We start from the raw sequence: 24,953 nt of genomic DNA on the forward strand, positions 1-24,953 counted from the left end.
CCGATGCAAAGAATTCTAATTCTGTTGGTTTTTGTAAGCGCGATGGCTGTACACGGGCAGGTAAATTCACAGCTCTATGTTGATGGAAAACTACACGATGTGTTGGAATTTAGAGATACTATCCAACTCACTAGCTTCGTTCAAAACCTTCAGCTGAGATGGGTTGATCAGGGGCATTATTTTTCTGGAATTGATTCTCTGATCGATGTTGGGAATAGTTTTAAGATTTATCTCCATAAAGGGAAGGATCTAAGAGTACGGCTGGAAGAATATAAGGGCGAAAAGGTGATTAGACACCTTGAAAAGCACCTGCGCGATTATTCCAATAACGGTTATCCATTTGCTTCTGTCACTCTGGATTCTTTAAAAGCTGATGATGAACATTTATCAGGTAAACTGAGAATAAGGCCCGGTCCGGAAATAACCTATGATTCTGCCTATTTCTTTAATCCGGTAAAGACGAATCATAGCTATATCTATCAACTACTGGATATTGTTCCGGGAAATAAATTTAGTGAACGATCATACCGGCAGATTCCGAAAAAGATGGATCGATCCCCATTTTTAGCAATCCAGCGACCCACTGATCTGTCGTTTAAAAATAAGCAGGCAAAAATCTTTTTAGACATCAAGGAGGAGGCAGCCAATTCCTTTCAAGGGGTATTAGGGCTCCAGCAAAGTGGCAGTCAGTCAACAACAGTGGTTGGAAGCATTGAACTGGACATCCAAAACTTGTTCCGATCTGGAAAGCAATTCATGTTTTCCTGGGAGCGTTTTTCTGAGCAGTCACAAAGCCTGAATGTTTTTTACAAGCATCCTTTTTTTCTGGATTCTAAGATCTCACCGTCTTTTAGCTTTGATTTACTAAAACAGGATACCACATTCCTAACTCGCAGATTTGGATTGGGAGTACACACTTACATCGCACCAAGAATAGAGATGTTTTTAGAGTATGAGCAGACAAAAGGAACCTTACTTACCACTGATATACAGACATTGGAGGCGTCAGGTCTAGCAGGTTTTACGAGAACGCTTTATAGTCTACAGATCTCTAAGGGTGATTTGGTGAGTTTGGGTAGGCTCACTGAAGGAGTTGTTTGGTCGGCAACAACATCTGCAGGCAACAAACAGGTAGAAAGAAATCTGGATGTGCCGGGCACATACTATGACTCCATAGAAGAGAAAACCAATTTTTTTCGATTAGAAGGTGTGCTCGCCTATCAACTAAAGGCGTTAAAAAGGCAGGCGTTCTTTCACCATATCTCCACTGGTACGATTAAGAATGATCAGCTACTGCAAAATGAGCTTTATCGTTTGGGAGGGCTTATCTCTTTAAGGGGGTTTAATGAGAAAGACATTTTTGCTCGAAATTATTTTTTGAGTCGAATGGAGTTTCGATCTTTTTTTGAAGAAAGGAGCTATGCCTATATTTTTTATGACCAACTCATTTATCAAAAACGGGATATTTGGGGTTATCCATTTGGTGTTGGTTTAGGATTTGCGCTTGCAACCTCGGCTGGTCAATTTACTTTTGCGCTTGGGGTTGGCGATTCTAAAAATCAATCCATTTCATTCTCAACCATGAAGGCACACTTCGGATACATTTCAAGATTTTAACATGAAAATATCGTTTACCATCGTATGCCTGATTTTCTCTGTGCAGGCTTTCGCTCAGCAGGATACCATCATCACCATTGACTATACCAAAATCATGATTGCTACAGACTCTGATGGAGAGGTTTATCCGATCACTTCATTGGATGATGAGCAGCAAGCTGGTTTTTTTATGAACGAAAAGCCAGAAGGAACGGTCAGGATTTGCCATCCGGAGAAACTTTTCATGTGGATAGATGGGCAGTTATTTGACACTTTTAGTGGATGTCGTTTTTACAATCCAGATGCGCTCTTCCATGGAAAGAACGCAGACACCATATATGTTTCTTTCAGCACGAGCAATTCATTAAGTGAGCTGGAGTGCCAGCTGGTCATTTTCGAAGAGTTACATATTGTGCGGGAAGAAGTTGCTTTACCCAGAGAAGTAAGGGATAAGTTTAATGAATTCGTCATTATCTGTTTATTGTTAATTCTTGGTTTCCTGGGTGTGATCGTTTCCAGTCATCCCGGTCGAATTTCTTATTTGATTGAAAAAACGTTCACGTTTAAATCAAGTTCTTATGAATTTATTAACACTGCTTTTCTTAGCTCACCCAGCATGTATTTGCTGATGTTCTTCTCATTGTCACTTGCATTTACAGGTCTTTATCTGGATGTCTTACTGAACAATCATTTGTTTGGGGTTCCTGAAACTACTGGTGGATTTGTGTGGCTGTGGATTCAGCTGGCTGGCGCGGTTTTCATGCTGTTTATTGTTAAATGGCTTGTCATTTCTGTGGTTGCTCAATTGTTCAAGTTCAGAAATCTAAAGAATTTTCAACTGTTCGATTTTTTGAATTTCAATACTTTTTTACTGGTCCCTGTTCTACTTTTTCTAGTGCTCGATTTTATTATCAATCACTCGTCTGACTCATGGGTAGGTCCGGGAATTTTGGTTTTCTTTCCAGTCTTAATCGTTCTGTTTGTTATCTGGTTCACTTTTAAATTTGTTAGTAATTCTCCACGCAGAAAACTTATGATAATTTCCTACCTTTGTGCCACTGAAATTATCCCTGTAATACTTATAGTGGGGTGGTTCTATAAATAATTATATTAAAGAGGAAATTACATGAGCGCGACTGATGATCTTTTGGTAATGGATAAAGAACGATTGAAGGAAGTAAAGAGCATTTTAGTTTCACAACCTGAGCCTTCTGATCCAAATTCTCCATACCACAAGCTGGCAGAAAAGTACAATTTGAAAATTGACTTTCGGAAATTTATTGATATCGATCCTGTCGACATTAAAGAGTTTAGAAAGCAAAAAGTAAATATCCTCGATCACACTGCGGTGATTTTTACCAGCCGCAATGCGGTAGACCATTTCTTTCGATTAGCTACTGAAAGCAAAATAGAAATACCTACAGATATGAAGTATTTCTGTATTTCTGAAACAACTGCAAATTATTTGCAGAAGTATATCGTGATTAGAAAGAGAAAAATATTCACAGGAGAGCGTACTGCTAATGACCTTCTTAATGTGATAAAAAAGCACAAGGACGAAAAATTCATCTTTCCTTGCTCAAATATTCGAACAGAACATATTCCAAACTTTCTGGATGAGAATGGATTTGAATGGTCCGAAGCTACCATCTACCGAACAGTGGCAGCTGACCTTTCTGACCTGGATGATGTAACCTATGATATTATTGCTTTTTTCAGCCCATCAGGCATAGAGTCCTTGTTGCAGAATTTTCCTAATTTCAAACAAAACAATACACGAATAGCCGCTTTTGGACCTACCACATCAAAAGCCGTGAAAGATGCTGGTTTGATTTTGGATATTCAGGCCCCACTTCCAAATGCTCCGTCCATGACAGGTGCTTTAGAGGTATATATAAAAGAGGCGAATAACCTTTAAGAGAAATAAGGGTATGTAAATTGTAAGAGTTATACTTACAATATGAATTGGAACCCTAGAATCATCTGTACATTTTTATTGCTGCTCGTGGCAAGCGTCGGTGCAGCACAGAATGATTTTTTTTTCAATCATTACATGTTCAATCCTTCTTACTATAATCCTGCATGGGTTGGTACAGAAGATCAGGCATTCGTAGCTGCTCATCATAGAAGTCAGTGGGCTGGGTATAACGCAACCTTTGATCCAGGCGGAGCTCCTACCACGCAATTGATTTCCATGGTTGTCCCGGTAAAATCCACTTTATCTGGCGTTGGTCTTTCCATATCCAATGATAAGGTTGCAAATGTGAATAACCTTCAGGTCCGATTATCGATTTCGATTAAAAGAGAATTCCAATTCGGTCAGCTATCATTTGGCCTCATGCCTGCAATCAATGTTCAGTCATTAGATCCAAACTTCAGGGCAGTTGACCCAAATGATGGTCTTATTCCGGAAAACAGAGAATCTCAGATGAAGCCTAATCTCCACGCTGGTATTTATTTTAAGTCCAGGAAAGACTACTTCGTTGGTTTCTCAGCGGAGAATATTATCGAGCCGGGGTTTGATTTTGGAACTGACGCAAAAAATATTGTGCCTATTAATTACTTGTTGATGGGAGGCACTTCGGTGGGTTTGATGAGGGAATTGGTACTGAATCCAACTATAATGATACGGTCAGATTTGAATTCATATACTTATGATATTAGTGCCATTGCCGTATATCAAGACAAAATGTGGGGAGGGCTAGCCTTTCGGAGAGCAGAATCGCTCAGTATTTTATTAGGTTATTCTTTTCTGGAGGATAATAAGCTTAAAGCAGGTTATTCATTTGATTACGTAGTAAAAGATCAAGATGCGAAACAGCCTACCTCACATGAGGTATTTATAAGGTATGATTTACCTGATTTGGTATTCGGGGGAAGGAAAGCTGTGAAAACACCAAGGTTCACTTTTTAAACCTCCAGATAAAAGCCTTTGTCCAATTTTAAAGTAAAACTTGTCCTAAATAGATTTATGATTATATATTTAGGCTGAATATCGTGCAATAATTCTTGCTAAAGTTTGTTTATTTTACATACTTGCATGTTCAATAAAGGTGTTATGAATAAAATGCGTGTTTTTACAATATCAAATTGTATTGTCCTTTGCTGCGCCATAATTCTTTCAGGTTGTGGTCTTTTTGGCGGAGATCAAGGTGACAAAGGAGAGCTTATAGGAGCTCCAGACAGACAAGGTTGGGAAATGACCAGGCCATTTGGTATGGTGTCAGTTCCTTCCGGTACTTTTCACATGGGGCAAGCGGACGAAGATGTTGCTGCTACTCAGATAAACTTCAACAAACAGGTTACTATCGGGGCTTTCTTTATGGATGATACAGAAATCACCAATAACGAATACCGACAGTTTACTCAGAATCTTCAGGAGAGTTCAGAGATAGATTTACCTACGGGCTATTCTATTGCGGACCTTTTACCTGATACAACAGTTTGGACAAGAGATTATACGCATCATATGGGAGACCCATTGGTAGTGTATTATTGGTCTCACCCTGCTTTCGATGATTATCCGGTTGTTGGGGTAGATTGGAATGCAGCCAAATATTTTTGCGAGTGGAGAACCAATTACTTGAATGACTATAGAAGAAGTGTTGGGTTGCCTTTGATGCCAAATTTCAGACTTCCTTCAGAAGCTGAATGGGAATATGCTTCAAGAGGTGGAAGAGATATGGCAAAGTATCCATGGGGTAATCCATACATTAGAAATGCTAAAGGTTGCTTACTTGCAAACTTCAAACCAGGAAGAGGAAATTATTTTGATGATGGCTATGCCTACACATCTCCTATCGGAACTTACTTTGCCAATGAATATGGACTATATGATATGGCAGGAAATGTAGCAGAGTGGTGCGAAGATGCGTACAACCAATCAGCTATGCCATTAACATGGGATTTGAACCCTACTTACTTTGATGACAATATTCCTTACAAAGTGATAAGAGGTGGGTCTTGGAAAGACATTGCCTATTACCTTGAAACAGGTACACGCTCATTTGAACACCAGGATACCACCAGAGCTTCTATTGGTTTCCGATGTGCAATGACCTACCTAGGAAGATCATCAGGATACGAATTTTAATTAATCAAAAACGAATAAATTACTAACCTAAATATTATTACAATGAGCAAAAAAGGCGGATTTCAGGAGCTACTCTATTCCACTATAATGCCGAAAATCTATGGAATAGGAGCTGCAGTTGTAATCGTGGGAGCGATGTTTAAAATTCTTCATATGCCAGGTGCATCCCTTATGCTTGGGGTTGGTCTAACCACCGAGGCTGTTATTTTCTTTTTAAGTGCTTTCGAACCAAAGCATGCTGAGCCGGATTGGGCTAAAGTATATCCAGAGCTTGCTGATGATTATGATGGACCAGCGGCTGCCCCACGAAAGGCTGTTCCTCAAGCAACCGGAGCTTCTGCTCAAATGGACAAAATGCTTGCTGATGCAAAAGTTGGGCCGGAGCTTATTAAAAGTTTGGGTGATGGCATGAGAAACATGGCAGAATCTGCCAAGAAAATGTCTAACCTTAGTGATGCAGCGGTTGCAACCAATGAATATGCAACTAACGTAAAGTCAGCATCTAAGTCTCTTTCTGAGATGAACAAATCCTACGCTCAGGCGATGGAGGCTATGTCAGGTATGGCTGATGCGACAAAAGATACTAAAGAGTACCATAGTCAGGTTCAGAACGTGACTAAGAGTTTAGGAGCGTTGAATGCGGTGTATGAAATGGAGTTAAAAGATGCTCAAAGTCATACCAAAGCATTGAATAAATTTTATTCTAATATTAGCGGTGCGCTTGAAAGCATGGCAGAGGCAGGTAAAGAAACCTCGCAGTTCCAGGCTGAGCTTAACAAGCTTACATCGAACATTTCTGCTCTAAATAAAGTATACGGTAATATGCTTACCGCAATGAGAGGTGGTAATCAGTAATTAACCCTTAAAACGAACTAATTATGGCAGGAGGAAAAGAAACACCACGGCAGAAAATGATCGGCATGATGTATTTGGTGCTGACAGCATTGTTGGCATTAAATGTGAGCTCCACGGTCTTAGACAAATTCGCCTTTATCAATGAAAGTTTGGAGCGGGCAAATGCGGAAACATCTGAGCGAAATGCTCGAACCATCGTTGGTATGAAATCTGCCGCAAAAGATAAGGGGAACAGAGCCGATGATTTGAAAGTAGTCGCAGATGCAGAAGCCCTGAGGGCAGAGACAACAAAGATTCTGGCCGAGCTAGAAGAGTATAAAGAGACTTTTGTAGAAATTACAGGAGACTATATGGAAGGTCATAAAGGAGATAAACGTTTCATCAATGGGAAGACGGATTATGACAAAGTAGGTCACTACATGATGCCAGAAGAAGAAGGAGGAGAAGGACATGGGGCGAAAATGAAGGCGCTTCTTAATGGCTATGCCGAATATATTCAAGAAGTCTTAAAGAAGAATGATGCTGATGAAGCTAAGTTGAAGCAGTATCATAAAATCGCCCTCGATGCGGACGAGGATCCCATTTATAGCAAGGATGAAAATCAGAAAGGTAAAAAATGGTCTCAACTGGCTTTTGAAAACTCGCCAACTCATGCTGGATTAGCTACTGTAAGTGAATTTCAGGCTAATGTTTTGGCATTTGAAACTTCGGCTCTTGATTTTCTAGTAAAGAGGGTTGGTTTGAAAGACATCACTTTTGATCAAATAAAACCGGTAATTATGCCAGAGTCAAAATATGTGGCTGCAGGCACCAAGTATAAAGCGGATATGTTTATCGCGGCTTCTGCTTCTGGTTTGAATGACAAATTGGTGATGACTTATAATGGAGAAGAAGCTCCGGTTGTTGGAGGTGTAGGTAAAGTTGAATTTACAGCCACTCCAGGTAGCTATGATAAGAGTGGAAATGCAAGAAAAGAGATTATTGCGTCTATTACAGTTCCTCAGGGTGGCGGTACTGACACCACATTCACGGATACCATTGAATATTATGTAGTGAAGCCTGTGATACAGATTCAATCACAATCTGTTAACGCACTTTACTACAATTGCGGTAATGCACTAGATGTTCAGGTTCCTGCTTTGGGAACTTCATATAATCCTTCTTTCTCAGCAAAAGGTGGTGATGCAATAAAAGGATCTCAAACTGGTCAGGTTACTGTGGTGCCGCGCTCGCAGAAAGTTACATTAACTGTGTCCTCAGGAGGTAATGTGATTGGATCCAGAGAGTTTGGTGTAAGAAGCATCCCGGCTCCCGATATTAAGGCTTATACAAGCGCAGGAGAGGTGAATCTCAAAGAAGGTATATCTGCTCGAACACCGGAATTATTTTTAAGAGCTATTCCTGATGAAAGCTTTGCTCAATTCCTTCCCAATGACGCGAAATTCAAAATTGCTGAAGCAGAAGTTACTTTGGTGAGTGGCGGCCTTGGAAGAGGATCTATTCGGGCTGGTGAACGAATCAATCTAAGAGGAATGTCTGGAAGAAAGGGTGACCAATTGGTTATTGAGATTAAAAAAGTACAAAGACAAAACTTCAGAAAGCAGGTGGAAACATTTCCAAAACACCAGCGCTTTATCAACATATCATTGAAGTAAACTTGTCAGATAAAACAGTGTTATGAAAAAATTAGGTTATGTAATTGTTTTCGGTTTTTCGCTCTCCTTCGGGTTTGCGCAAGAAGAGCTTGCACCCCTGGTGAAACCAGAGGTTGAAGAGTCTCAGGTGATGTTCCGGAAAACCGTTTGGAGAAGAATGGATTTGCAAGAAAAGCAAAATCGACCGTTTTTTTCCTTGAATGGAGAAATCTCCAGGCTACTTATTGAGGCCGTAGATGAAGGCCTGCTGACTCCATATAGATCAGACTCATGTATAAATTTTATGCCTGATATCATCTTTGTTTCAAACATCTCAGTTGAGCGAGAAGAAAACCCGTTTGTTGGGGGAGGCTTTAACTCTGGTGGTTTTGACTCCTTTGGTGATGAAAGCACTGATGATGCTGCTGTAGAGGAAAGTGAAGAGCCAAGGCAAGAATCAATTCCTGAGGACTTGTTTTCAGTCTTGTACATCAAAGAAGACGTGATCTTTGATAGAAACAGATCACGAATGTATCACTACATAAGATCCTTGAGTATTGCTCTTCCGAGAGATGCAGGTTCACTCTATAATCCTGCCGGTTTTGAGAAGAAGGTAGCTCACTTTAGGTATGATGATGTTGTGTCCCTCTTCAGAGGTCCGTATGCCGATAAGGCAATTTATTACAACAGGCAGAACGTAGGCAAGCACTTAAATATGAGTGATGCCTTTGAGCTACGGCTATTCAATGCACCAATTGTTAAGGTATCTAACCCTCAGGATTTGGACATTCGCCAGCAATATTCAGAACAAATGGCTGAAGATCCTTTGAGTGTGATTGTGATTCAGCAAAAGTATGAGTACGACTTAATGGAGTACGAGTCGGAGCTCTGGGAATATTAATGATTTTAACCTAACCTAATCCACCGTAAAATGAATATACGTTATTTACTCTCCCTTTTGTTTATCGTTGGTTGCCTTTTGGGCCCTGCGCAGGAGTTTGGAGAGCTCACAGACTCACGTGACGGAAAGACCTATAAAACGGTTACTATCGACATTGAACTTGAGGGTGGTGTCACCGTGAAACGAACCTGGATGGCACAGAACCTTGCTTTTGAAGTATCGGATTCATTTTGCTATAAGAATGAGCCTGCATATTGTGAAGCATTTGGTCGATTATATACCTTCAAGGCAGCCACTGAGGCATGTCCTGAAGGATGGCGAATTCCCACAATAGGTGATTGGCAACTTTTATTTAAAACATACGGAGGAATTCGGAATGCGGGTATTGCACTTCAAAATGGGGGCGAGAGCGGAATAGATTTAGTTCTAGGTGGATTTGGTGACCCGGGAAGAGTATTTAAAAATGTTGGAATTAGTGGAAATTATTGGGACGCTGAGAAAAAATCTGACAATACTTCTGGTTTAATTTCTGTTCAAAAAGGATCCAAAGAAATTTATCATAGTGTGATTGGCGACTGGCATAGAAACAGCTGTCGATGTATTAAAGAATATTAGAAAATTAAAAATAGCACTAAAAAGGAGACTGTTAAAGGTCTCCTTTTTTTATTGCCTCCAGAATTATTTCTGCTTTAGAATTTCCAATTAGCTCTCTTAAGTCTTTCTCTGAAGATTGTTTTAACCTTGCGACACTACCAAACTCTTTCATCAGAATGACTCTTGTTTGCTTTCCTATACCCTTCAATTGATCTAATGCGGAATTGTAAGAATTTTTACTCCTTTTTTGTCGGTGAAAGTTGATCGCAAAACGATGTGCTTCATCTCGAAGATGTTGAATTAGCTTAAGAGATGTCGATTTTTTACTTATATAAAGAGGGATACTATCTTCTGGAAAATAGATTTCCTCTAGTTTTTTGGCAATACCGATGATGGGTATCTGACCGTAAACGCCCAGTTCTTTTAGTGCCTCACATGCAGCACTTAGTTGGCCTTTACCACCATCAATTATGATAAGCTGAGGAAATGAAATTCCTTCATTCTTAAGGTGTGAATATCTTCTTCCCACTACTTCCTTCATTGATGCGAAATCGTCAGGTCCGACTACCGTCTTGATATTGAATTTTCTGTAGTTAGATTTCGATGGCTTTCCATTTTTGAAACACACCATTGATGCTACCGGACTGGTACCCTGAATATTTGAGTTATCAAAGCACTCGATGTGGACGGGTAGTTCTGGTAATTTCAAATCTTCTTGTAAGTTCTTTAGAATAGCTTCATTGGGTTGAGTGCTTTTTTTCGAAAAATTTTCCTTTTTGAAAAAGAGTGCGTTTTTTAATGACAGCTCTACTAGTTTCTTTTTGTCACCAATTTTTGGAACAATTATATCAACGTCTTCCCACCCCTCCACTTCATGATTTGTAAGTATGTGTGGATTGTTACTACCGTATTTTTTCCTTAAATCGAAGATTGAAAATCTAAATACCTCGGCATTATCTTCCTCAATTTTCTTTTTAACTTCTATTGTTTCGGAATTTATAATCGCACCGTTTTCAATCTTCATATAATTAATAAACAATGACTTTTCATTATCTGACCCAGTCATCGTAAATACGTCTGTATTGGTAATCTTCTGATTAACAATCAACGAACGTGATTGGAATTTTTCAAGAAGATTCAGTTTTTCCTTGTAGGATTGAGCTAATTCAAATTTTAACTCTTCAGAGGCATTTTGCATCTTTCCCTTGTATGATCTACCAACCACACCAATTTTTCCTTTGAGGATCTTGCGTGCCTCATCAATATCTTTCAGATAGTCTTCCTCGGATTGGAGACCTTCACAAGGACCCAGACAATTACCTATATGATATTCCAGGCATACTTTGAATTTCTTTTTCTTAATATTCTCTTCAGATAGGTTGTATTTGCAGGTTCTGATTTTATGTAGCTTTCGAATGAGGTCTATAACCCCATTCATCGCTTTTACGCTCGTGTAAGGACCAAAGTATTCACCTTTTTTATGATCGATTCTTCTTGTGGAATAGATTCGTGGGAATCGCTCATTGGTGATGCAAATGCTTGGAAAACTCTTATCATCTTTCAAAAGAATGTTGTAACGAGGCTGATTCTCTTTGATCAGATTGTTCTCGAGGAGTAAAGCATCGAATTCGGAAGAAACAATTACAAATTCAACAAGCCGGATTTCTGATACCAACCTATAAGTTTTTCGATTATCTAGGTTGGCTTTTGTAAAATAGCTTGCGACTCTTTTTTTTAAACTTTTTGCTTTTCCAACATAGATTATTGTTCCATCCTGATCAAGAAATTTATAAATACCTGGCTTTTCAGGAAGTCTTAAATAATCCTCTCGAGCGTATCGTTGAAATTGCATTACATGAAATCATCTTCGTCAACTACGTCATAATCAACAGAGTCAGATGGATTTGTGTTCTCTTCGTAGAGGTCACAGTCGATTACAGTATTTAGTTGTTTCGTTGGTTTCTCGAAATATCCTTTCTCATAGCCCAAGGTCTCATCAGCGTAAATTTTAGCCATATACCTTTCCCAAATCGGAAGCGCGGTTCTACCTCCCTGTCCAAGTACCCACTGTCTAAATCGGATACTTCGATCATCACCGCCTACCCAGGCCCCAGATACGAGATCTTTAGTTACTCCTATAAACCATCCGTCTGATGCGTTTTGCGTTGTTCCTGTTTTGGCGCCAATTTCATTATCTACTTTTAGCTCATAGTCAAGTGCACGCCCTGTACCCATTTCCACAACTCCTTTCAGCATATGGAGCATCAGGTAAGCTGTTTCTTCATTGATAGCCTCCTGTTCATCCGGAACAAACTGCTGGATGACATTCCCATTTTTATCTTCAATTCTGGAAATGAAGAAAGGCTTGATGTACGTACCTTTATTTACGAATGTGGAGTATGCTCCTACCATTTCATAAATAGAAACATCACCTCCGGCTCCTAAGCAGAGCGAGGGAACAGCATCTAGTCTACTTTCGATACCCAGTCTTTTCGCATAGTCAACTACTGTAGACGGGCCAATGCGATTCATCATAAATGCAGTGATACTATTCACCGATTGTGCCATTGCCTGGCGTATGGTCATTACTTCTCCAGTAAATCTTCCATTTGAGTTTTGAGGCACCCAGGTTGGTGGATCTTGTCCGGGAAGGCTAAAGGAAACGGGAGCATCAACCACAGGGAAGCAAGGTGAGTATCCATTGTCTATTGCAGCGGTGTAAACGATTGGTTTGAAAGTCGATCCAGGCTGCCTTTTCCCCTGCTTCACATGATCAAATTTGAAATATTGATGATTGATACCCCCTACCCACGCTTTGATATATCCTGTTCTTGGATCCATGGACATAAAGCCTGCTTGAAGAAAGCGTTTGTAATAATTCAATGAATCGTAAGAACTAAAGACGGTATCTATTTCGCCTCCCCACGAAAAGACTCTCATTTTCTTTTTCTTATTCAAATAGTATTCGATAGAATCCTTCTGCTCTCCAAACCGTGATCGTAAACTCCTGTAGGCATCCGTTCGCCTGATAGCCATATCAAGAAACTCAGGAATTTCATTGTTGTCATCATCAATCCATGGATTTTCTCCTTGCCAGTGGTTATTGAAAATTTGTTGAAGCGTATCCATGTGTTCAGCTACTGCCTCTTCTGCATATTGCTGCATCCTGCTATCAATAGTGGTATAGATTTTTAATCCATCATCAAATAGATCGTATCCATTTTCGATGGCCCAATTGACGAGGTAGTTTTTTGCTACTGTACGAAAGTAGGTGGCTAACCCTTCATTTTGATTTTCTACTTTGTAGTTCAATTGGATTGAATCTCTATTGAGTGTATCGAACTGAATACGATCAATAATCCCGTACTTGTGAAGATTCCAAAGGACTTCTGTTCGTTTGCGATGGGCATTATCAGGGTTTAAAACAGGACTCCATCGGGTTGGTGCATTGATGGCTCCAACAAGCACAGCAGATTCTGCGTAATTGAGCTGAGAAGGGAGTTTATTAAAGAAAGTCTTTGCGGCTACTTTGATTCCATATGAATTGCTTCCAAATTCTACTGTATTTAGATACATAGCCAGTATTTCCTCCTTTGTGTAGGATTTTTCAAGTTGAACTGCGATTATCCATTCCTTCAACTTGGTAATGACCTGACCCAGTGTTCTTGACTTGTAAAGTGTTCCTTGTTCAGCAGTATTGGTTTTAAATAAATTCTCTGCTAGCTGCATTGTAAGGGTGCTTCCACCACCCTTGAACGAGAAAGTAAGCTTACCAATGACGGCACGGGCCAAACCTTTTAGATCAATTCCAGAGTGATTTTTGAAGCGAACATCCTCAGTTACCAATAGCGTGTTTACAAGCTCAGGAGAGAGCTCTTCATATGTGACGGGAGTTCGGTTTTTCCTGAAATATTTACCTAAAGACACTCCATCCGCGCTGATTAGTTCTGATGAGAGGTCTGGATCTGGTCGTTCGAGTGCTGCAAGGCTTGGCAAGCCCCCAAACCATCCAAAGGCATCATTTTTAACCATTAGAAAGGTAGTCGGTATGCCCAGAACCGTCAGTATGAATAAAATCCAGAAAACTCGAAGTGAGTATTTAATAAGCTTTTGCTTCATCAATAATGTTTTTCGAAAAACGTCAAATAAGCTGAGACATCTTTTGTTTTATAGAAGATATCAAAGTTATCCTCTGTAATCACAAATAAATCAAATTTTTGACCTTTAAATGTATCCTTCAGGTTAACCTCTTTACTTAATAAATTCATAAAATTTACGGCAGTGCTCTTGCCAGGGAAGACATTAACCAATAGCATCGACTTCTGATCACTCAGGATTAGGTTGCCTGTTTTAAGATTTGACATGTTCTTTTCTTGTAAATAGTCATCCATCAGCGGTAGAAGCTTGTCTGTCATATCTGATTTGAGGTCATAGACGATTACAAATAAGTGCTTTTGTTTGAAGTCTTCAATGAATCGAGCCTTAGCACTATTATATCTTTTTTGCTGAAAGGATTCAGAAGTGGTGAGTAAAGTTTGAGCGTACGCATTCAACTCACTCTCAGGATATTTTTTTATAAACTCCCCCAGTTCAAACTGATACTTGTGGTCTTCCTCCATCTGACCAATCGCTAGCACCCTTAGAAGAGCAACATTATCGCTAAATTCATTTTCAGGGTGCTTGCTAAGCGCACTATCAGCAGCAAATAATACTTGTTGGTATTCACCTAATTTATATTTCTCGTATAGCTTTTTATAAAGCTTTTTAAGCTGCTCACTTATTGCAAAGCTCTCTTCTCTGTAATTGGGGTTGTCAACCAGTTTAGCATATATCGTTTCAGGATATTTCTGTTTCAGGATATTTCCCTTTAAAACTGATTTTGCAGGATCGATGTTTTTATACAAGAGATAAAGTTGATAGAGTACTTCAGCCTCATATTCTGTTTCTGGAAAACGTTGGAGTAGTTGCTCGAAAGATTCGGCAGCATTGGCGTCTTCCTCTAGGCGTAGATTATAGATGTTTCCAAGGTTATATAAGGCAACTTCAATCTCTCCAAGTAGCGCATTTTTTTGTTCTTCAGTCCGCGGAATATCTGCCATCATTCGCCTGGCCTCATCTTCTATGGTCTCTTCTTCGGGTTGTTCCCCGGTTGCTTCAGAGCGATCGTTTGAAACAATTGTTTCCTCAGGGGAAGGGCTATTGGTGGTTGTAGCAGATTTGTTTTTCCGTCTCCAATTGTCTTCAAGTGCCCTATCCCCCCACTTTCTGATGAAATCATTCCGGCCTTTACTTAATGCTGTTTGGTTGTTGAAGTACCAAACTGATCCGGTAGAAGCTGTTGCAATAAGGTTATCACCAGAACTCTGTGTAATATTTCTTGCCCGATTAATGGCAGCTTGTTTTGCCTTTTTTCTTTTCTCTTCTTTCTCTGCTCGTTCTTTCGTGATTTTCGATGTTAGCATTGATAAAACAGAATCCTCTGGCAGAGACGCTAGATTTAAAAGGCTATCATTTTTCTGGATGGTGACTATCTGCTTGACAAAATCAACTAAAATTTCCTGGCGTTCCTTTATAGCCTCAAAGTTTTCTTCATCCTTAGGCATAGTACTGACCGTACTGTCATAGTAATTCTTAGCCAAGACATAATCCCTCAACGTGTCGTAATAGATCTTACCCAGATTTAAATAAGAATAGGCCTTTTGACGATTGTTGCCTTGACTCGATCTTACAGATAGTTTATAGTTTCTAATTGCTTCATCAACATTGCCATTTTTCAGTTCAAAGCCAGCCAATTCATAATAAATCTTGTCCCGATACTCCTTGTTTTTAGGGTCTTTGAGTAGGTTTTTAAAGTATTTCTGGATTTTCTTTAAATCTCCTTCGTCAGCTAGCTCGGTTACCCTGGCCATGTAGAGTTTCGAATAAAACTCTAGTTCATAGCTTGGGTTGTTTTTCAGAACGTTTTTGTAATATCGAAATGCTTCACTTTCGAAACCAAGCTCCTGGAATGTCTGACCAATTATAAAATTGATTCGAGCTTTGTCTGAAGACTTTAGTAGTTCTTCCGCCTTCACAAGGCTTCCTACCATTTTATTTTGATCACCTTTTTTTTGATACAGGTAGGCAGTGTTGAGGTGCATCCGACGTTGGTTTTCTTTGTTCAGTTCTTCTTTTGCCAGATAATCGGTCACTGCAACTCCATTGTTATATTCTTCAAATTCCGCAAAACTCCTGATCAGTTCTGTAAGCGCATGATGCCTCGCATTATCATCTTCACTATGTGTATTTACATATTTAAATGTCTCAATTGCGTCTGGAAACTCTCTGGCATAGTATCGGGCTTTCCCCACCAGAAGATAGCTGTCATCTTCCCATTTACTGTTTGGATGGTGCTGAATTGCGATTGATGCTTTTTGAATGCAGTCTTCAATAGGACCTTTCAATGAAGCAGACTTGGCAGAGTCAAATTGCGCATAAATAGGTAGAACCTTATTGTAATTCCACTCCTGGCTTTCAAAAATGGATTTTTCAATTTCATTTATACGCTCATTGGCTATGAAATAGGCATTGAAATGAGCGGTGAGATCGTGATAGGAGTTGCTCAAAGGGTTGTTTTTGTAGGGAGAACAACCTGCCACAACTGCTATTAAACATACGGATAAAAGTTTCTTCAAAATACGCCTAGACTGGTTCGTTAAATAACGATCTCAAATTCAATTTGGTGTAAAGATAAAACAAGGGGTGATTGAATACCTTTGTCGCCTTAAATTGCAATTTATGGCTGCAAGAAAGACATTTAGTAACTGGCTAACGAATAAATACCTGCTCATTATTAGAAATGAGGAGAATTTTGCTGAGAAGACTACTTTTAGCTTCAATTATGCTCGCTTATTTCTGCTGCTTGCAGGAGTAGGCCTACTTCTTTTATCACTCGCAGTATACCTGATTACGGTTGCATTGGAACAATGGCTGGATCCAAGGCATGCGCAAATGGAGGCTAATCGACAGGTTTTAGAGCTATCCATGACTATCGATTCGTTGGCTCAGGAGGTCGAGAATAAGGATATATACATTGAAAACATCCGTAAAATCATAGCTGGAGAAGAAATTGATCAAAATATGGATGTGAGTCCTGAGTCTGATCTGCAGCCAGCAGAGCTCAATGAGACAATTCAGCCGGTTGATTCTCAATTCCGGGCGGAATTTGAAGGTTCGGAGCTGGCAGAAATAACTGCCCTGCCAATTGCAGTATCATCAAATATCTACGAATTGCGTGATGTTTACCTTTTTAGCCCACTAGACGGAATTATCACAGATGGGTTTAACCCCAAAGAGGATCATTACGGAATAGATATGGTTGCGCCGGAGAATGAACCTGTTCGGTCAGTTGCTGATGGAGTGGTTATAATGTCTTCCTGGACACTGGATGGAGGATATATCCTGGCAATTCAGCATCCTGGCAATTTAATTTCGGTATATAAACACAATTCGGAATTATTTAAAAACGTTGGTAGCTTTGTGGCGGCTGGAGAAGTAGTAGCCACTATAGGAAATACAGGAGAACTGACATCAGGACCACATTTACACTTGGAATTGTGGCATAATGGCAACCCTGTGAATCCACAAGAGTATATTGCACTTTAAAATCAGGCTATGTTGAACAAGAATCAAAAAGAAGTAGAAGAGTTGAGTAACTCAAGTAATATAATTGGGAAAGGCACGATCGTAAACGGTAGCATCGAAACGTTTGGAAATATTCGTGTAGAAGGGAAGGTTGTAGGAGACATCAAAACAAAATCAAAAGCAGCTTTTGGGCACTCATCTCAGGTAGATGGTAGTGTGTTAGCTCAAAATGCCGAAGTGGCGGGACACATTACGGGTACCATTGAAGTCACTGAGCAGTTGGTATTGAAAGCTACTGCAACTATAGATGGTGACATTATTACCAATAAGTTGCTGGTAGAATCAGGAGCTAACTTCAATGGCAAATGTAAAATGGGCGTAAAAAGCAAGGAAATAAAAATTGGAAAGCCCGAAGACCAAGAGCAGCCACAAGCGCTCAAAGCCTGATAAAAACCCAAACGACGATAAGTCTTACATGAAGCTTTATGGTTTAGTGTTTGAGCTTATCGTCATGAATCTCATCTTGATTATTGGAGGGTATTACCTGGATGATTATTTATCATCTAGTCCGGTAATTATCCTTATTACCACATTTCTTGCCATGGCTGGGACAATCTGGCTACTATTAAAATCACTCAAATGAAAAAGTGGATTACGCTCGCGCTGATCACTGTATCTTTATTGGTGGCAGGTTACTATTTTGAATCTGACCTACACCTTCATGAATCTTATTTGATCATGGTCGCTTTTTTTGCTATTCAAGCCCTGGTGCTTTTTCGGATAGAAATGTGGGCGCCTGATGAATGGAAAGTTCAGATATCACTTGTTAAAATTGTAATTCGATTGCTATCCTCTCTCGTCTTCATTATGATTCTTATTTATACGCAAGATGATCTCAAAAACCTGGTTATTCAATTTATTATCCTCTATTTGATATTCATGATCTTTGAAATAGTTGAGGCTTTGACTAACTTGCGCCGAAATTGAGGAACGAACGAAAATCTGATGAAAATAGGCTCAATATTGAAGCAATCTAACTTTCTGAAAATCAACAAGTTTTTAGCGTTTTTATTACTTGTTTTTCCTGGTTTAGTATTCGCTGGTGGTGGTTCGAAAGACGGAGAAGATGGGCCATTCGATCCGAGTGAATTAATCAATCACCACATTTCAGATTCTCACGTGTGGGAAATCTATCACGGACTTAATGTTTACTTACCGGTAATCGTATACTCCGAGGAGAAAGGACTGGATGTTTTTTCCTCTCACAATTTTTTCAACGAAGACCATGAGTTGGTTCCTTACAATGGATATGTAATGGATCACGACCATATTACCCTGGAAAATGGGGGACACGTTTTGGACATTTCTATTACTAAAAATGTTCTTTTCATGCTCATTGATGCCGTCATTTTGATTTTGGTTTTTTCTGCAGTAGCAAGAGGGTATAAGAAAAATGCTGGTCGGGCGCCAAAAGGAATTCAATCATTTTTCGAGCCAATCATTATTTTTATCAGAGATGACATAGCCAAAGAAAATATTGGGCACAAGTACGAGCGATTCATGCCATTCTTGTTAACCGTTTTCTTTTTTATCTGGTTTGGTAATCTTCTTGGCTTGTTGCCAGGAGCAGCAAATATGACAGGGAATATCTCAGTAACGCTAACACTTGCTGTGATAACCCTTTTAATCACACTTTTCTCAGGAAGACAAACATACTGGCTACACATTGTAGATCCACTTGGAAAATCAATGCCGTGGGCCGGAAAACTATTGTTATACATCATTTTATGGCCGGTGGAGATCATCGGGATTTTCACAAAACCATTTTCACTGATGATTCGACTTTTTGCGAACATCACTGCAGGTCACATTTTGATCCTTAGTATTATCAGTTTGGCTTTCATTTTTGAAAGCTTAACCATAGGTGTAGTTGGAGCGGTTTTCGCAACAGTGATGAATATGCTGGAGTTATTTGTAGCAGTGCTTCAGGCGTATGTATTTACGCTGCTTTCTGCCTTGTATTTTGGACAGGCAGTAGAGGAGCATCATTAATTTTTGGAACCAATTTTAAACTAATAAATAATTAATTATGGGAGCAATTGGAGCAGGTTTAGCAGTACTAGGAGCAGGACTTGGTATCGGTTTGATCGGTAAAGGAGCAACTGAGAGTATTGCAAGGCAACCAGAAGCAGCTGGTAAGATCCAAACAGCAATGATTATTGCAGCAGCACTTATTGAAGGTGCGGCGCTATTCGGTGTTGTAGTAGGTCTATTGGCTGGAACAGGAAATTAATTCCTAAAAGAAGCTTGGCTATGACCACATTAGGTGGCATGGCCAGGTTTATTTTAAAAAAAGACATTTACACTAAATAATTTATATCGTGGCACTAGTTACCCCCGACATAGGATTGATCATTTGGCAGGTGATAGTATTCCTGATTGTGTTATTCATTTTACGAGCATTCGTATGGAGACCAATCTTAGGAGCACTTAAAACCCGTGAGTTTCAGATCGAAGACTCTCTAAGAGCTGCAGAGCATGCTCAGGAGGAGATGAAGCAAATCCAAGCTGACAATGAATACTTGCTACAGGAAGCCAGAATTGAAAGAGATGCAATCTTGAAAGAGGCCAGAGATGAAGCAACTCACATTGTGGAGCATGCAAAGGCTGAGACTTCTGATATTACATCCAAAATGATCCAGGATGCCAGAGAGGCAATAGAAGTGGAGAAAAAAGCAGCGCTAAATGAAGTAAAAGAACTGGTTTCTTCACTTTCACTTGAGATTGCTGAAAAAGTGCTTCGAGAAAAACTATCAGACGATAAGTCTCAAAAAGCACTCGTTGAGAAGTTTATCAAAGACGTAAAAGTTAATTAAACATGTCTGTAAGCAGAATAGCCGTTCGTTATGCAACTCCAATCCTTGAATTAGCTGAGGAGAAGAAGGTGTTGGATAATGTGAAGGATGACATGGAATCTTTTGTTGCGGTTTGCGAGGAGAGCAGGGATTTTGCTTTGATGCTTAAAAGCCCCATCATCGCTCATCAGAAGAAGGCCGAAATCTTAAAAAAGGTCTTTTCCGGTAAGGTCAATGATCTTACCCTGCAGGCATTCGATATCATTACTCGAAAGAGTCGCGAAAACCTTCTTGAGGATATCGCAGCTGAGTTTCTTCATTTATACAACGTGAAGAAAGGGCTTGCTGAAGTTTCAGTAACTACCAGCTTTGAGTTGGATGATGAAATGAAGAAAGCATTTGAAAAGCTGGCAAAAGAGATTACCGGAAAGGAGCCACTTTTATCAAAAAAGGTAGACCCGGAAATTGTAGGAGGATATATCCTGAGAATGGGAGACCAACAGCTGGATGAAAGTGTGAGCGGACAATTGAAAGATTTAAAACTGAAGTTTTCAAAAAAATAAATAACTCAAGCCAACAGGCTAAACAAATAAAATTATGGCACAAGTAAGACCTGATGAGGTTTCAGCAATTTTAAGAGAGCAGCTATCTGGTCACAAGACGGAAGCTGAGCTTGAAGAAGTAGGTACCGTACTACAGGTAGGTGATGGTGTAGCCAGAATCTACGGACTATCTAATGCTCAAGCTGGAGAGCTATTGGAATTTGAGAATGGATTGAATGCATTGGTATTGAACCTGGAAGAGGACAATGTAGGAGCCGTACTTCTTGGAGACTCTGCAGAAGTCAATGAAGGTGACACAGTGAAGAGAACGGGCCGAATTGCTTCCATCAAAGTAGGTGACGGAATGTGTGGGCGTGTAGTTGACACTTTGGGTAACCCAATCGATGGTAAGGGAGCGATCGAAGGTGAAACGTTCGAAATGCCACTCGAAAGAAAAGCTCCTGGAGTAATTTACCGAGAGCCGGTAAGTGAGCCGCTACAAACAGGTATTACAGCGATTGACTCAATGATTCCAGTTGGAAGGGGTCAGCGAGAGTTGGTGATTGGTGACCGTCAGACAGGGAAAACTGCCGTGGTAATTGACACCATTATCAATCAGAAAGAATTTTATGACAAAGGAGAGCCGGTATTCTGTATTTATGTAGCTATCGGTCAGAAAGCCTCTACCGTAGCAGGTATCGTGGCGCAGCTGGAAAAAGCAGGTGCAATGGCTTATACGGTTATTGTGAATGCTTCTGCATCTGATCCTGCTCCAATGCAGTTTTATGCTCCAATGACTGGTGCAGCTATTGGTGAGTACTTCAGAGATACTGGTCGTCCGGCACTTGTGGTATATGATGACCTTTCCAAGCAAGCGGTTTCTTATCGTGAGGTGTCACTTCTACTTAGAAGACCTCCGGGGCGTGAAGCTTATCCAGGTGACGTTTTCTATCTTCACTCAAGACTTCTAGAGCGTGCAGCAAAAATTATTAACGATGATTCTGTAGCTACTCAAATGAATGACCTTCCTCCTTCTCTGAAAGGAAAAGTAAAAGGTGGCGGATCTTTGACCGCTCTTCCAATCATTGAAACACAGGCAGGAGACGTTTCAGCATATATCCCGACGAACGTAATCTCAATTACTGACGGTCAGATATTCCTAGAAACAAACCTTTTCAACTCCGGTATTCGTCCAGCGATTAACGTAGGTATCTCGGTATCACGAGTGGGTGGTAATGCTCAGATCAAGTCAATGAAGAAGGTAGCAGGTACCTTGAAGTTGGACCAGGCACAGTTCCGTGAACTTGAAGCGTTCGCAAAATTCGGGTCTGACCTTGATGCAGCGACTCAGCGAACCATCGACAGAGGTAGAAAGAACCAGGAAATTCTGAAGCAGCCTCAGTTCTCACCAATTCCGGTAGAGGAGCAAGTGGCAATCATTTATGCTTCTACAAAAGGATTCTTAGATCCGGTTCCTGTGAACAAGGCAAAAGAATTCCAAACTGAATTCATGAATGCAATGAGATCTACTGGTAAAGATGCGTTGGCAGACTTCAAAGCTGGTAAATTGAGCGAAGAAGCTGTTGCGAAAACAGAAGAAATCGCTAAAGACATTGCTTCCAGATATAAAAAATAAGAAAATAGATGGCCAATCTTAAAGAGGTAAAAGGTAGGATTCAATCAGTTGTTTCAACACAGCAGATCACAAAAGCCATGAAAATGGTTGCTGCTGCTAAGTTGAGAAGGGCACAGGATCGTATCATTCAAATGAGGCCATATTCTCAGAAGCTATCTGAAATTATTCAGAATGTATCGGCAGGACAATCAGACGATGCTGATAACCCATATTCAGAAGAAAGAGCCATTGAAAGGGTTCTTCTTGTTGTGGTGACATCAGATAGAGGATTGTGTGGTGCTTTTAATAGCAGTGTCTTTAAAGGAACGAAGGCGCTAATAGCAGAAAAGTACAGTCACGTTGAGGCTTCAGGGAATTTGGAAATATTACCGATCGGGAAAAAAGCATTGGAACACTTTACTAAAAGAAAGTACAATGTGGTCAGCACTTATTCTCATTTGATAGAGAAGCTAAATTTTGCGGATGCAAAGGAAGCGGCTGAAATGGTGATGGCTGATTTCCTTGATGGTAAATATGATCGAGTGGACATAGTCTACAATGAGTTCAAAAACGTTGCTACTCAGATCGTAAAAAAAGAACAGTTTCTTCCAATTCAGGAAATTGAGACAGAAGAAATGGATGACTCCTATGGTGAGATAGATTACATCTATGAGCCTTCGAAAGATTTCATTTTTGATGAGCTTGTTCCTAAGTCACTTAAGATCCAGTTCTATAAAACCTTATTGGAATCGAATGCTTCTGAGCATGGAGCACGGATGACAGCAATGGATAAGGCAACAGAAAATGCTGATGAACTATTGAAGGAGCTTCGTTTGACTTATAACAGAACACGTCAGGCTGCCATTACCAAAGAGATCCTGGAGATCGTTGGTGGGGCTGAGGCATTAGCTCAGGGATAATGATCGGGCGAGCATATCGTACCGCTCAAATTTTGTCCATAGATATTGTAGTCGGAGTAGTTATACTGCTCCGATTTTTTTGTGCTCAATTTGGAGTAGCTCCCGGATGGGAAGTGTATGCGCTGCTAGGAGGTGTGGTTTGGCTTATCTATACAGCAGATCACCTCCGAGATGCAGAGAACAAGATCAGGTCATCCAGGGAGCGATATCTGTTTCATAAAAACCATCGAAAATATTTACTGGTAGTTGCTGTTCTTGTTTTGATTGCATTGTCAGTTCTGGTCTTATTCATTCCATTAGTGATCTTCCTTGGAGGTTTAGCGCTGGCAGTATTCTCATTTGCTTACTTGATGATGCAGCACAGATTATCACGATTTCTTTCAAAGGAGCTTTACGTTGCGCTGGTCTATTCAGCCGGGATTTTGATGATACCTTTCCTACTCAGTCAGACCTATCACTGGGATATATTTTTATTATTGGTGCTACTAACCTTTGTGAACCTTAGTCTATTTAGCTGGTATGAAAAGGAGGACGATATCAGAGACAAGTTTCAATCGATTGCAACAGAACTTAATGGTAAGCATCTGGAAAAAATTATATTACTGCTGATCTCAATAGGTCTTGCAATTGCTATTCTTTCCATCAACGTAATCACAATTTATTTTGTAGCAGGGTTTGTCATTTATGCATTGATGATCATTTCTTCCGATTGGTTTCGACTTAATCATCGATACAGAGCTATAGGTGATGGTGTATTTTTATTGCCAATTCTTTTTGAATGGCTGTAAACGATTTTGACTTTGTTGCCCCATATTATGATCGCCTTTCCAAACTTGTTTTTGGAGAATCATTAATACAAGCACAAGCTTATCATCTGAAAGAAATAGGCGATAAAGATCGTGTGCTTATCCTTGGTGGAGGTACAGGACAAATTTTGGAAAAAATTCCGTCATGTGAAGAAATTGTATTCGTAGAGAAGTCAAGTGGGATGCTGAATATAGCAAAAAAGCGATCGGTTAAAGGAACAGTCAGTTTCGTTCATACTGATTTTTTGGAATTTGAATCAAATAAAAAATATGATGTGATCATCTGTCCGTTTTTTCTGGACTGTTTTGATGAGCAAAGTCTGCATACAGTGATTGTTAGAGTCAAGGAACTACTTTGCACTGATGGAAAGTTGATTGTGTTGGATTTTGAAAAGAGAAAGGTTAATACCCTCTTGCTGAGAGTTATGCTGATTTTCTTTAATTGGTTTGTCAATCTTGAAACCAGCAAACTACTTGACTTAAGGTCTTTTTTAAAGGAAAGTGATTTTCAGGAAACTGAAATCAAGCTTTATAAGAAGGGGGTTTTTAGTGCACTTTACTACCAGGTAGGTAAAAGGAAACGGTAGTTCCCTGTTTGGCACTAATTTCCAATTTACCCAGGTTTTTTTCAATAAAGTCCTTACACATTAGAAGCCCGATTCCTGAACCTTTCTCCTGCTCTGTTCTTGTTCGGGTAAAAGCTTCCTCCTTATCTAGAATCTTCTGAATCATTTCATTGGTCATCCCCATTCCGGTATCGATGATGGATACTCTGGTGAGATCAGCACCGTGTTCTGCTACAATCTTTATCTTTCCATTTTTAGGAGTGAATTTGATCGAATTGTGAATAAGGTTCCTAACCACAAACTCAAGCATGTCTTTATCCGCATTCAATATGGTTTCATCCACCCCTTGTGGA

25 protein-coding genes are annotated in these 24,953 nt (G+C 39.9%); 21 read left to right on the forward strand and 4 right to left on the reverse strand.

The genetic code is table 11. The annotated features are described in order from the left end of the window. Positions 1-3 precede the first annotated feature (3 nt). The 9 genes from ACXAH9_RS00510 (at position 4) to ACXAH9_RS00550 (ending at position 9,694) form a co-directional block, all read left to right on the forward strand. On the forward strand, positions 4-1,617 hold the full coding sequence (locus ACXAH9_RS00510) for a BamA/TamA family outer membrane protein (RefSeq protein ID WP_474892931.1): 1,614 nt from the start codon (positions 4-6) through the stop codon (positions 1,615-1,617). Between the two features lies 1 nt (position 1,618). After that, positions 1,619-2,701 carry a DUF4271 domain-containing protein gene (locus tag ACXAH9_RS00515; protein WP_474892932.1) on the forward strand — a complete coding sequence of 361 codons (1,083 nt, stop codon included), beginning with the start codon at positions 1,619-1,621 and terminating at the stop codon, positions 2,699-2,701. A gap of 21 nt (positions 2,702-2,722) precedes the next feature. Next, on the forward strand, positions 2,723-3,514 hold the full coding sequence (locus ACXAH9_RS00520; protein ID WP_474892933.1) for a uroporphyrinogen-III synthase: 792 nt from the start codon (positions 2,723-2,725) through the stop codon (positions 3,512-3,514). Positions 3,515-3,556: 42 nt separating this feature from the next. Then, positions 3,557-4,510: a PorP/SprF family type IX secretion system membrane protein gene (locus ACXAH9_RS00525; RefSeq protein ID WP_474892934.1), complete on the forward strand. Its 954-nt coding sequence runs from the start codon at positions 3,557-3,559 to the stop codon at positions 4,508-4,510. 144 nt (positions 4,511-4,654) lie between these two features. Then, the gene (gene porK / locus ACXAH9_RS00530) at positions 4,655-5,689 is read left to right on the forward strand and encodes a T9SS ring complex lipoprotein PorK/GldK (protein WP_474892935.1); all 1,035 of its coding nucleotides are present in this window, start codon (positions 4,655-4,657) and stop codon (positions 5,687-5,689) included. A gap of 42 nt (positions 5,690-5,731) precedes the next feature. Next, positions 5,732-6,544, forward strand: a complete 813-nt coding sequence (gene porL, locus ACXAH9_RS00535) for a type IX secretion system motor protein PorL/GldL (protein WP_474892936.1) — start codon at positions 5,732-5,734, stop codon at positions 6,542-6,544. 23 nt (positions 6,545-6,567) lie between these two features. Then, positions 6,568-8,199 carry a type IX secretion system motor protein PorM/GldM gene (gene porM, locus ACXAH9_RS00540; protein ID WP_474892937.1) on the forward strand — a complete coding sequence of 544 codons (1,632 nt, stop codon included), beginning with the start codon at positions 6,568-6,570 and terminating at the stop codon, positions 8,197-8,199. Positions 8,200-8,221: 22 nt separating this feature from the next. Then, complete coding sequence (gene porN, locus ACXAH9_RS00545; protein WP_474892938.1) at positions 8,222-9,079, forward strand: type IX secretion system ring subunit PorN/GldN; 858 nt, start codon at positions 8,222-8,224, stop codon at positions 9,077-9,079. Between the two features lie 30 nt (positions 9,080-9,109). Continuing rightward, a complete protein-coding gene (locus ACXAH9_RS00550; protein WP_474892939.1) occupies positions 9,110-9,694 on the forward strand; it encodes an FISUMP domain-containing protein in 585 nt (194 codons plus the stop codon). Between the two features lie 31 nt (positions 9,695-9,725). Here ACXAH9_RS00550 and uvrC read toward each other — a convergent pair whose 3' ends face one another. From uvrC to porW, 3 genes are read right to left on the reverse strand one after another with little or no spacing between them, the layout of a single operon-like run. Continuing rightward, entirely contained in the window at positions 9,726-11,525 is a 1,800-nt protein-coding gene (uvrC, locus tag ACXAH9_RS00555) for an excinuclease ABC subunit UvrC (RefSeq protein ID WP_474892940.1), read from the reverse strand. Further along, the gene (locus ACXAH9_RS00560; protein ID WP_474892941.1) at positions 11,525-13,792 is read right to left on the reverse strand and encodes a penicillin-binding protein 1A; all 2,268 of its coding nucleotides are present in this window, start codon (positions 13,790-13,792) and stop codon (positions 11,525-11,527) included. The genes uvrC and ACXAH9_RS00560 overlap by 1 nt, the downstream gene beginning before the upstream one ends. Beyond that, positions 13,792-16,347, reverse strand: coding sequence for a type IX secretion system periplasmic lipoprotein PorW/SprE (porW, locus tag ACXAH9_RS00565; protein ID WP_474892942.1), 2,556 nt, complete (start codon positions 16,345-16,347; stop codon positions 13,792-13,794). Before porW ends, ACXAH9_RS00560 begins: the two co-directional genes overlap by 1 nt. Before the next feature lie 103 nt (positions 16,348-16,450). On the opposite strand from porW, the gene ACXAH9_RS00570 reads away from it, so the two are divergent. The 12 genes from ACXAH9_RS00570 (at position 16,451) to ACXAH9_RS00625 (ending at position 24,621) form a co-directional block, all read left to right on the forward strand. Then, positions 16,451-17,317, forward strand: coding sequence for a M23 family metallopeptidase (locus ACXAH9_RS00570; protein WP_474892943.1), 867 nt, complete (start codon positions 16,451-16,453; stop codon positions 17,315-17,317). Positions 17,318-17,326: 9 nt separating this feature from the next. Continuing rightward, complete coding sequence (locus ACXAH9_RS00575; RefSeq protein WP_474892944.1) at positions 17,327-17,743, forward strand: bactofilin family protein; 417 nt, start codon at positions 17,327-17,329, stop codon at positions 17,741-17,743. A 64-nt stretch (positions 17,744-17,807) separates the two neighbouring features. Further along, positions 17,808-17,939, forward strand: a complete 132-nt coding sequence (locus ACXAH9_RS00580; protein WP_474892945.1) for a hypothetical protein — start codon at positions 17,808-17,810, stop codon at positions 17,937-17,939. Next, positions 17,936-18,283, forward strand: a complete 348-nt coding sequence (locus tag ACXAH9_RS00585; RefSeq protein WP_474892946.1) for a hypothetical protein — start codon at positions 17,936-17,938, stop codon at positions 18,281-18,283. Before ACXAH9_RS00580 ends, ACXAH9_RS00585 begins: the two co-directional genes overlap by 4 nt. Positions 18,284-18,319: 36 nt before the next feature. Beyond that, the gene (atpB, locus tag ACXAH9_RS00590; protein WP_474892947.1) at positions 18,320-19,348 is read left to right on the forward strand and encodes a F0F1 ATP synthase subunit A; all 1,029 of its coding nucleotides are present in this window, start codon (positions 18,320-18,322) and stop codon (positions 19,346-19,348) included. Between the two features lie 37 nt (positions 19,349-19,385). Further along, positions 19,386-19,589: an ATP synthase F0 subunit C gene (gene atpE, locus ACXAH9_RS00595; RefSeq protein WP_349565573.1), complete on the forward strand. Its 204-nt coding sequence runs from the start codon at positions 19,386-19,388 to the stop codon at positions 19,587-19,589. A gap of 88 nt (positions 19,590-19,677) precedes the next feature. Then, the gene (locus ACXAH9_RS00600; RefSeq protein ID WP_474892948.1) at positions 19,678-20,172 is read left to right on the forward strand and encodes a F0F1 ATP synthase subunit B; all 495 of its coding nucleotides are present in this window, start codon (positions 19,678-19,680) and stop codon (positions 20,170-20,172) included. Positions 20,173-20,174: 2 nt separating this feature from the next. Next, a complete protein-coding gene (gene atpH, locus ACXAH9_RS00605; protein ID WP_474892949.1) occupies positions 20,175-20,714 on the forward strand; it encodes an ATP synthase F1 subunit delta in 540 nt (179 codons plus the stop codon). A 34-nt stretch (positions 20,715-20,748) separates the two neighbouring features. Next, a complete protein-coding gene (gene atpA / locus ACXAH9_RS00610; RefSeq protein WP_474892950.1) occupies positions 20,749-22,329 on the forward strand; it encodes a F0F1 ATP synthase subunit alpha in 1,581 nt (526 codons plus the stop codon). A gap of 8 nt (positions 22,330-22,337) precedes the next feature. After that, positions 22,338-23,228, forward strand: a complete 891-nt coding sequence (gene atpG / locus ACXAH9_RS00615; RefSeq protein ID WP_474892951.1) for an ATP synthase F1 subunit gamma — start codon at positions 22,338-22,340, stop codon at positions 23,226-23,228. Further along, positions 23,228-24,016: a hypothetical protein gene (locus ACXAH9_RS00620; RefSeq protein WP_474892952.1), complete on the forward strand. Its 789-nt coding sequence runs from the start codon at positions 23,228-23,230 to the stop codon at positions 24,014-24,016. Before atpG ends, ACXAH9_RS00620 begins: the two co-directional genes overlap by 1 nt. Next, positions 24,007-24,621, forward strand: a complete 615-nt coding sequence (locus ACXAH9_RS00625; protein ID WP_474892953.1) for a class I SAM-dependent methyltransferase — start codon at positions 24,007-24,009, stop codon at positions 24,619-24,621. The genes ACXAH9_RS00620 and ACXAH9_RS00625 overlap by 10 nt, the downstream gene beginning before the upstream one ends. Here the strand turns inward: ACXAH9_RS00625 and ACXAH9_RS00630 are convergent. After that, positions 24,581-24,943, reverse strand: a complete 363-nt coding sequence (locus ACXAH9_RS00630; protein ID WP_474892954.1) for a sensor histidine kinase — start codon at positions 24,941-24,943, stop codon at positions 24,581-24,583. The two genes, ACXAH9_RS00625 and ACXAH9_RS00630, sit on opposite strands and share 41 nt — an antisense overlap. Positions 24,944-24,953: the final 10 nt, after the last annotated feature.

Source organism: Ekhidna sp. ABH4_415 (genome assembly GCF_056161305.1).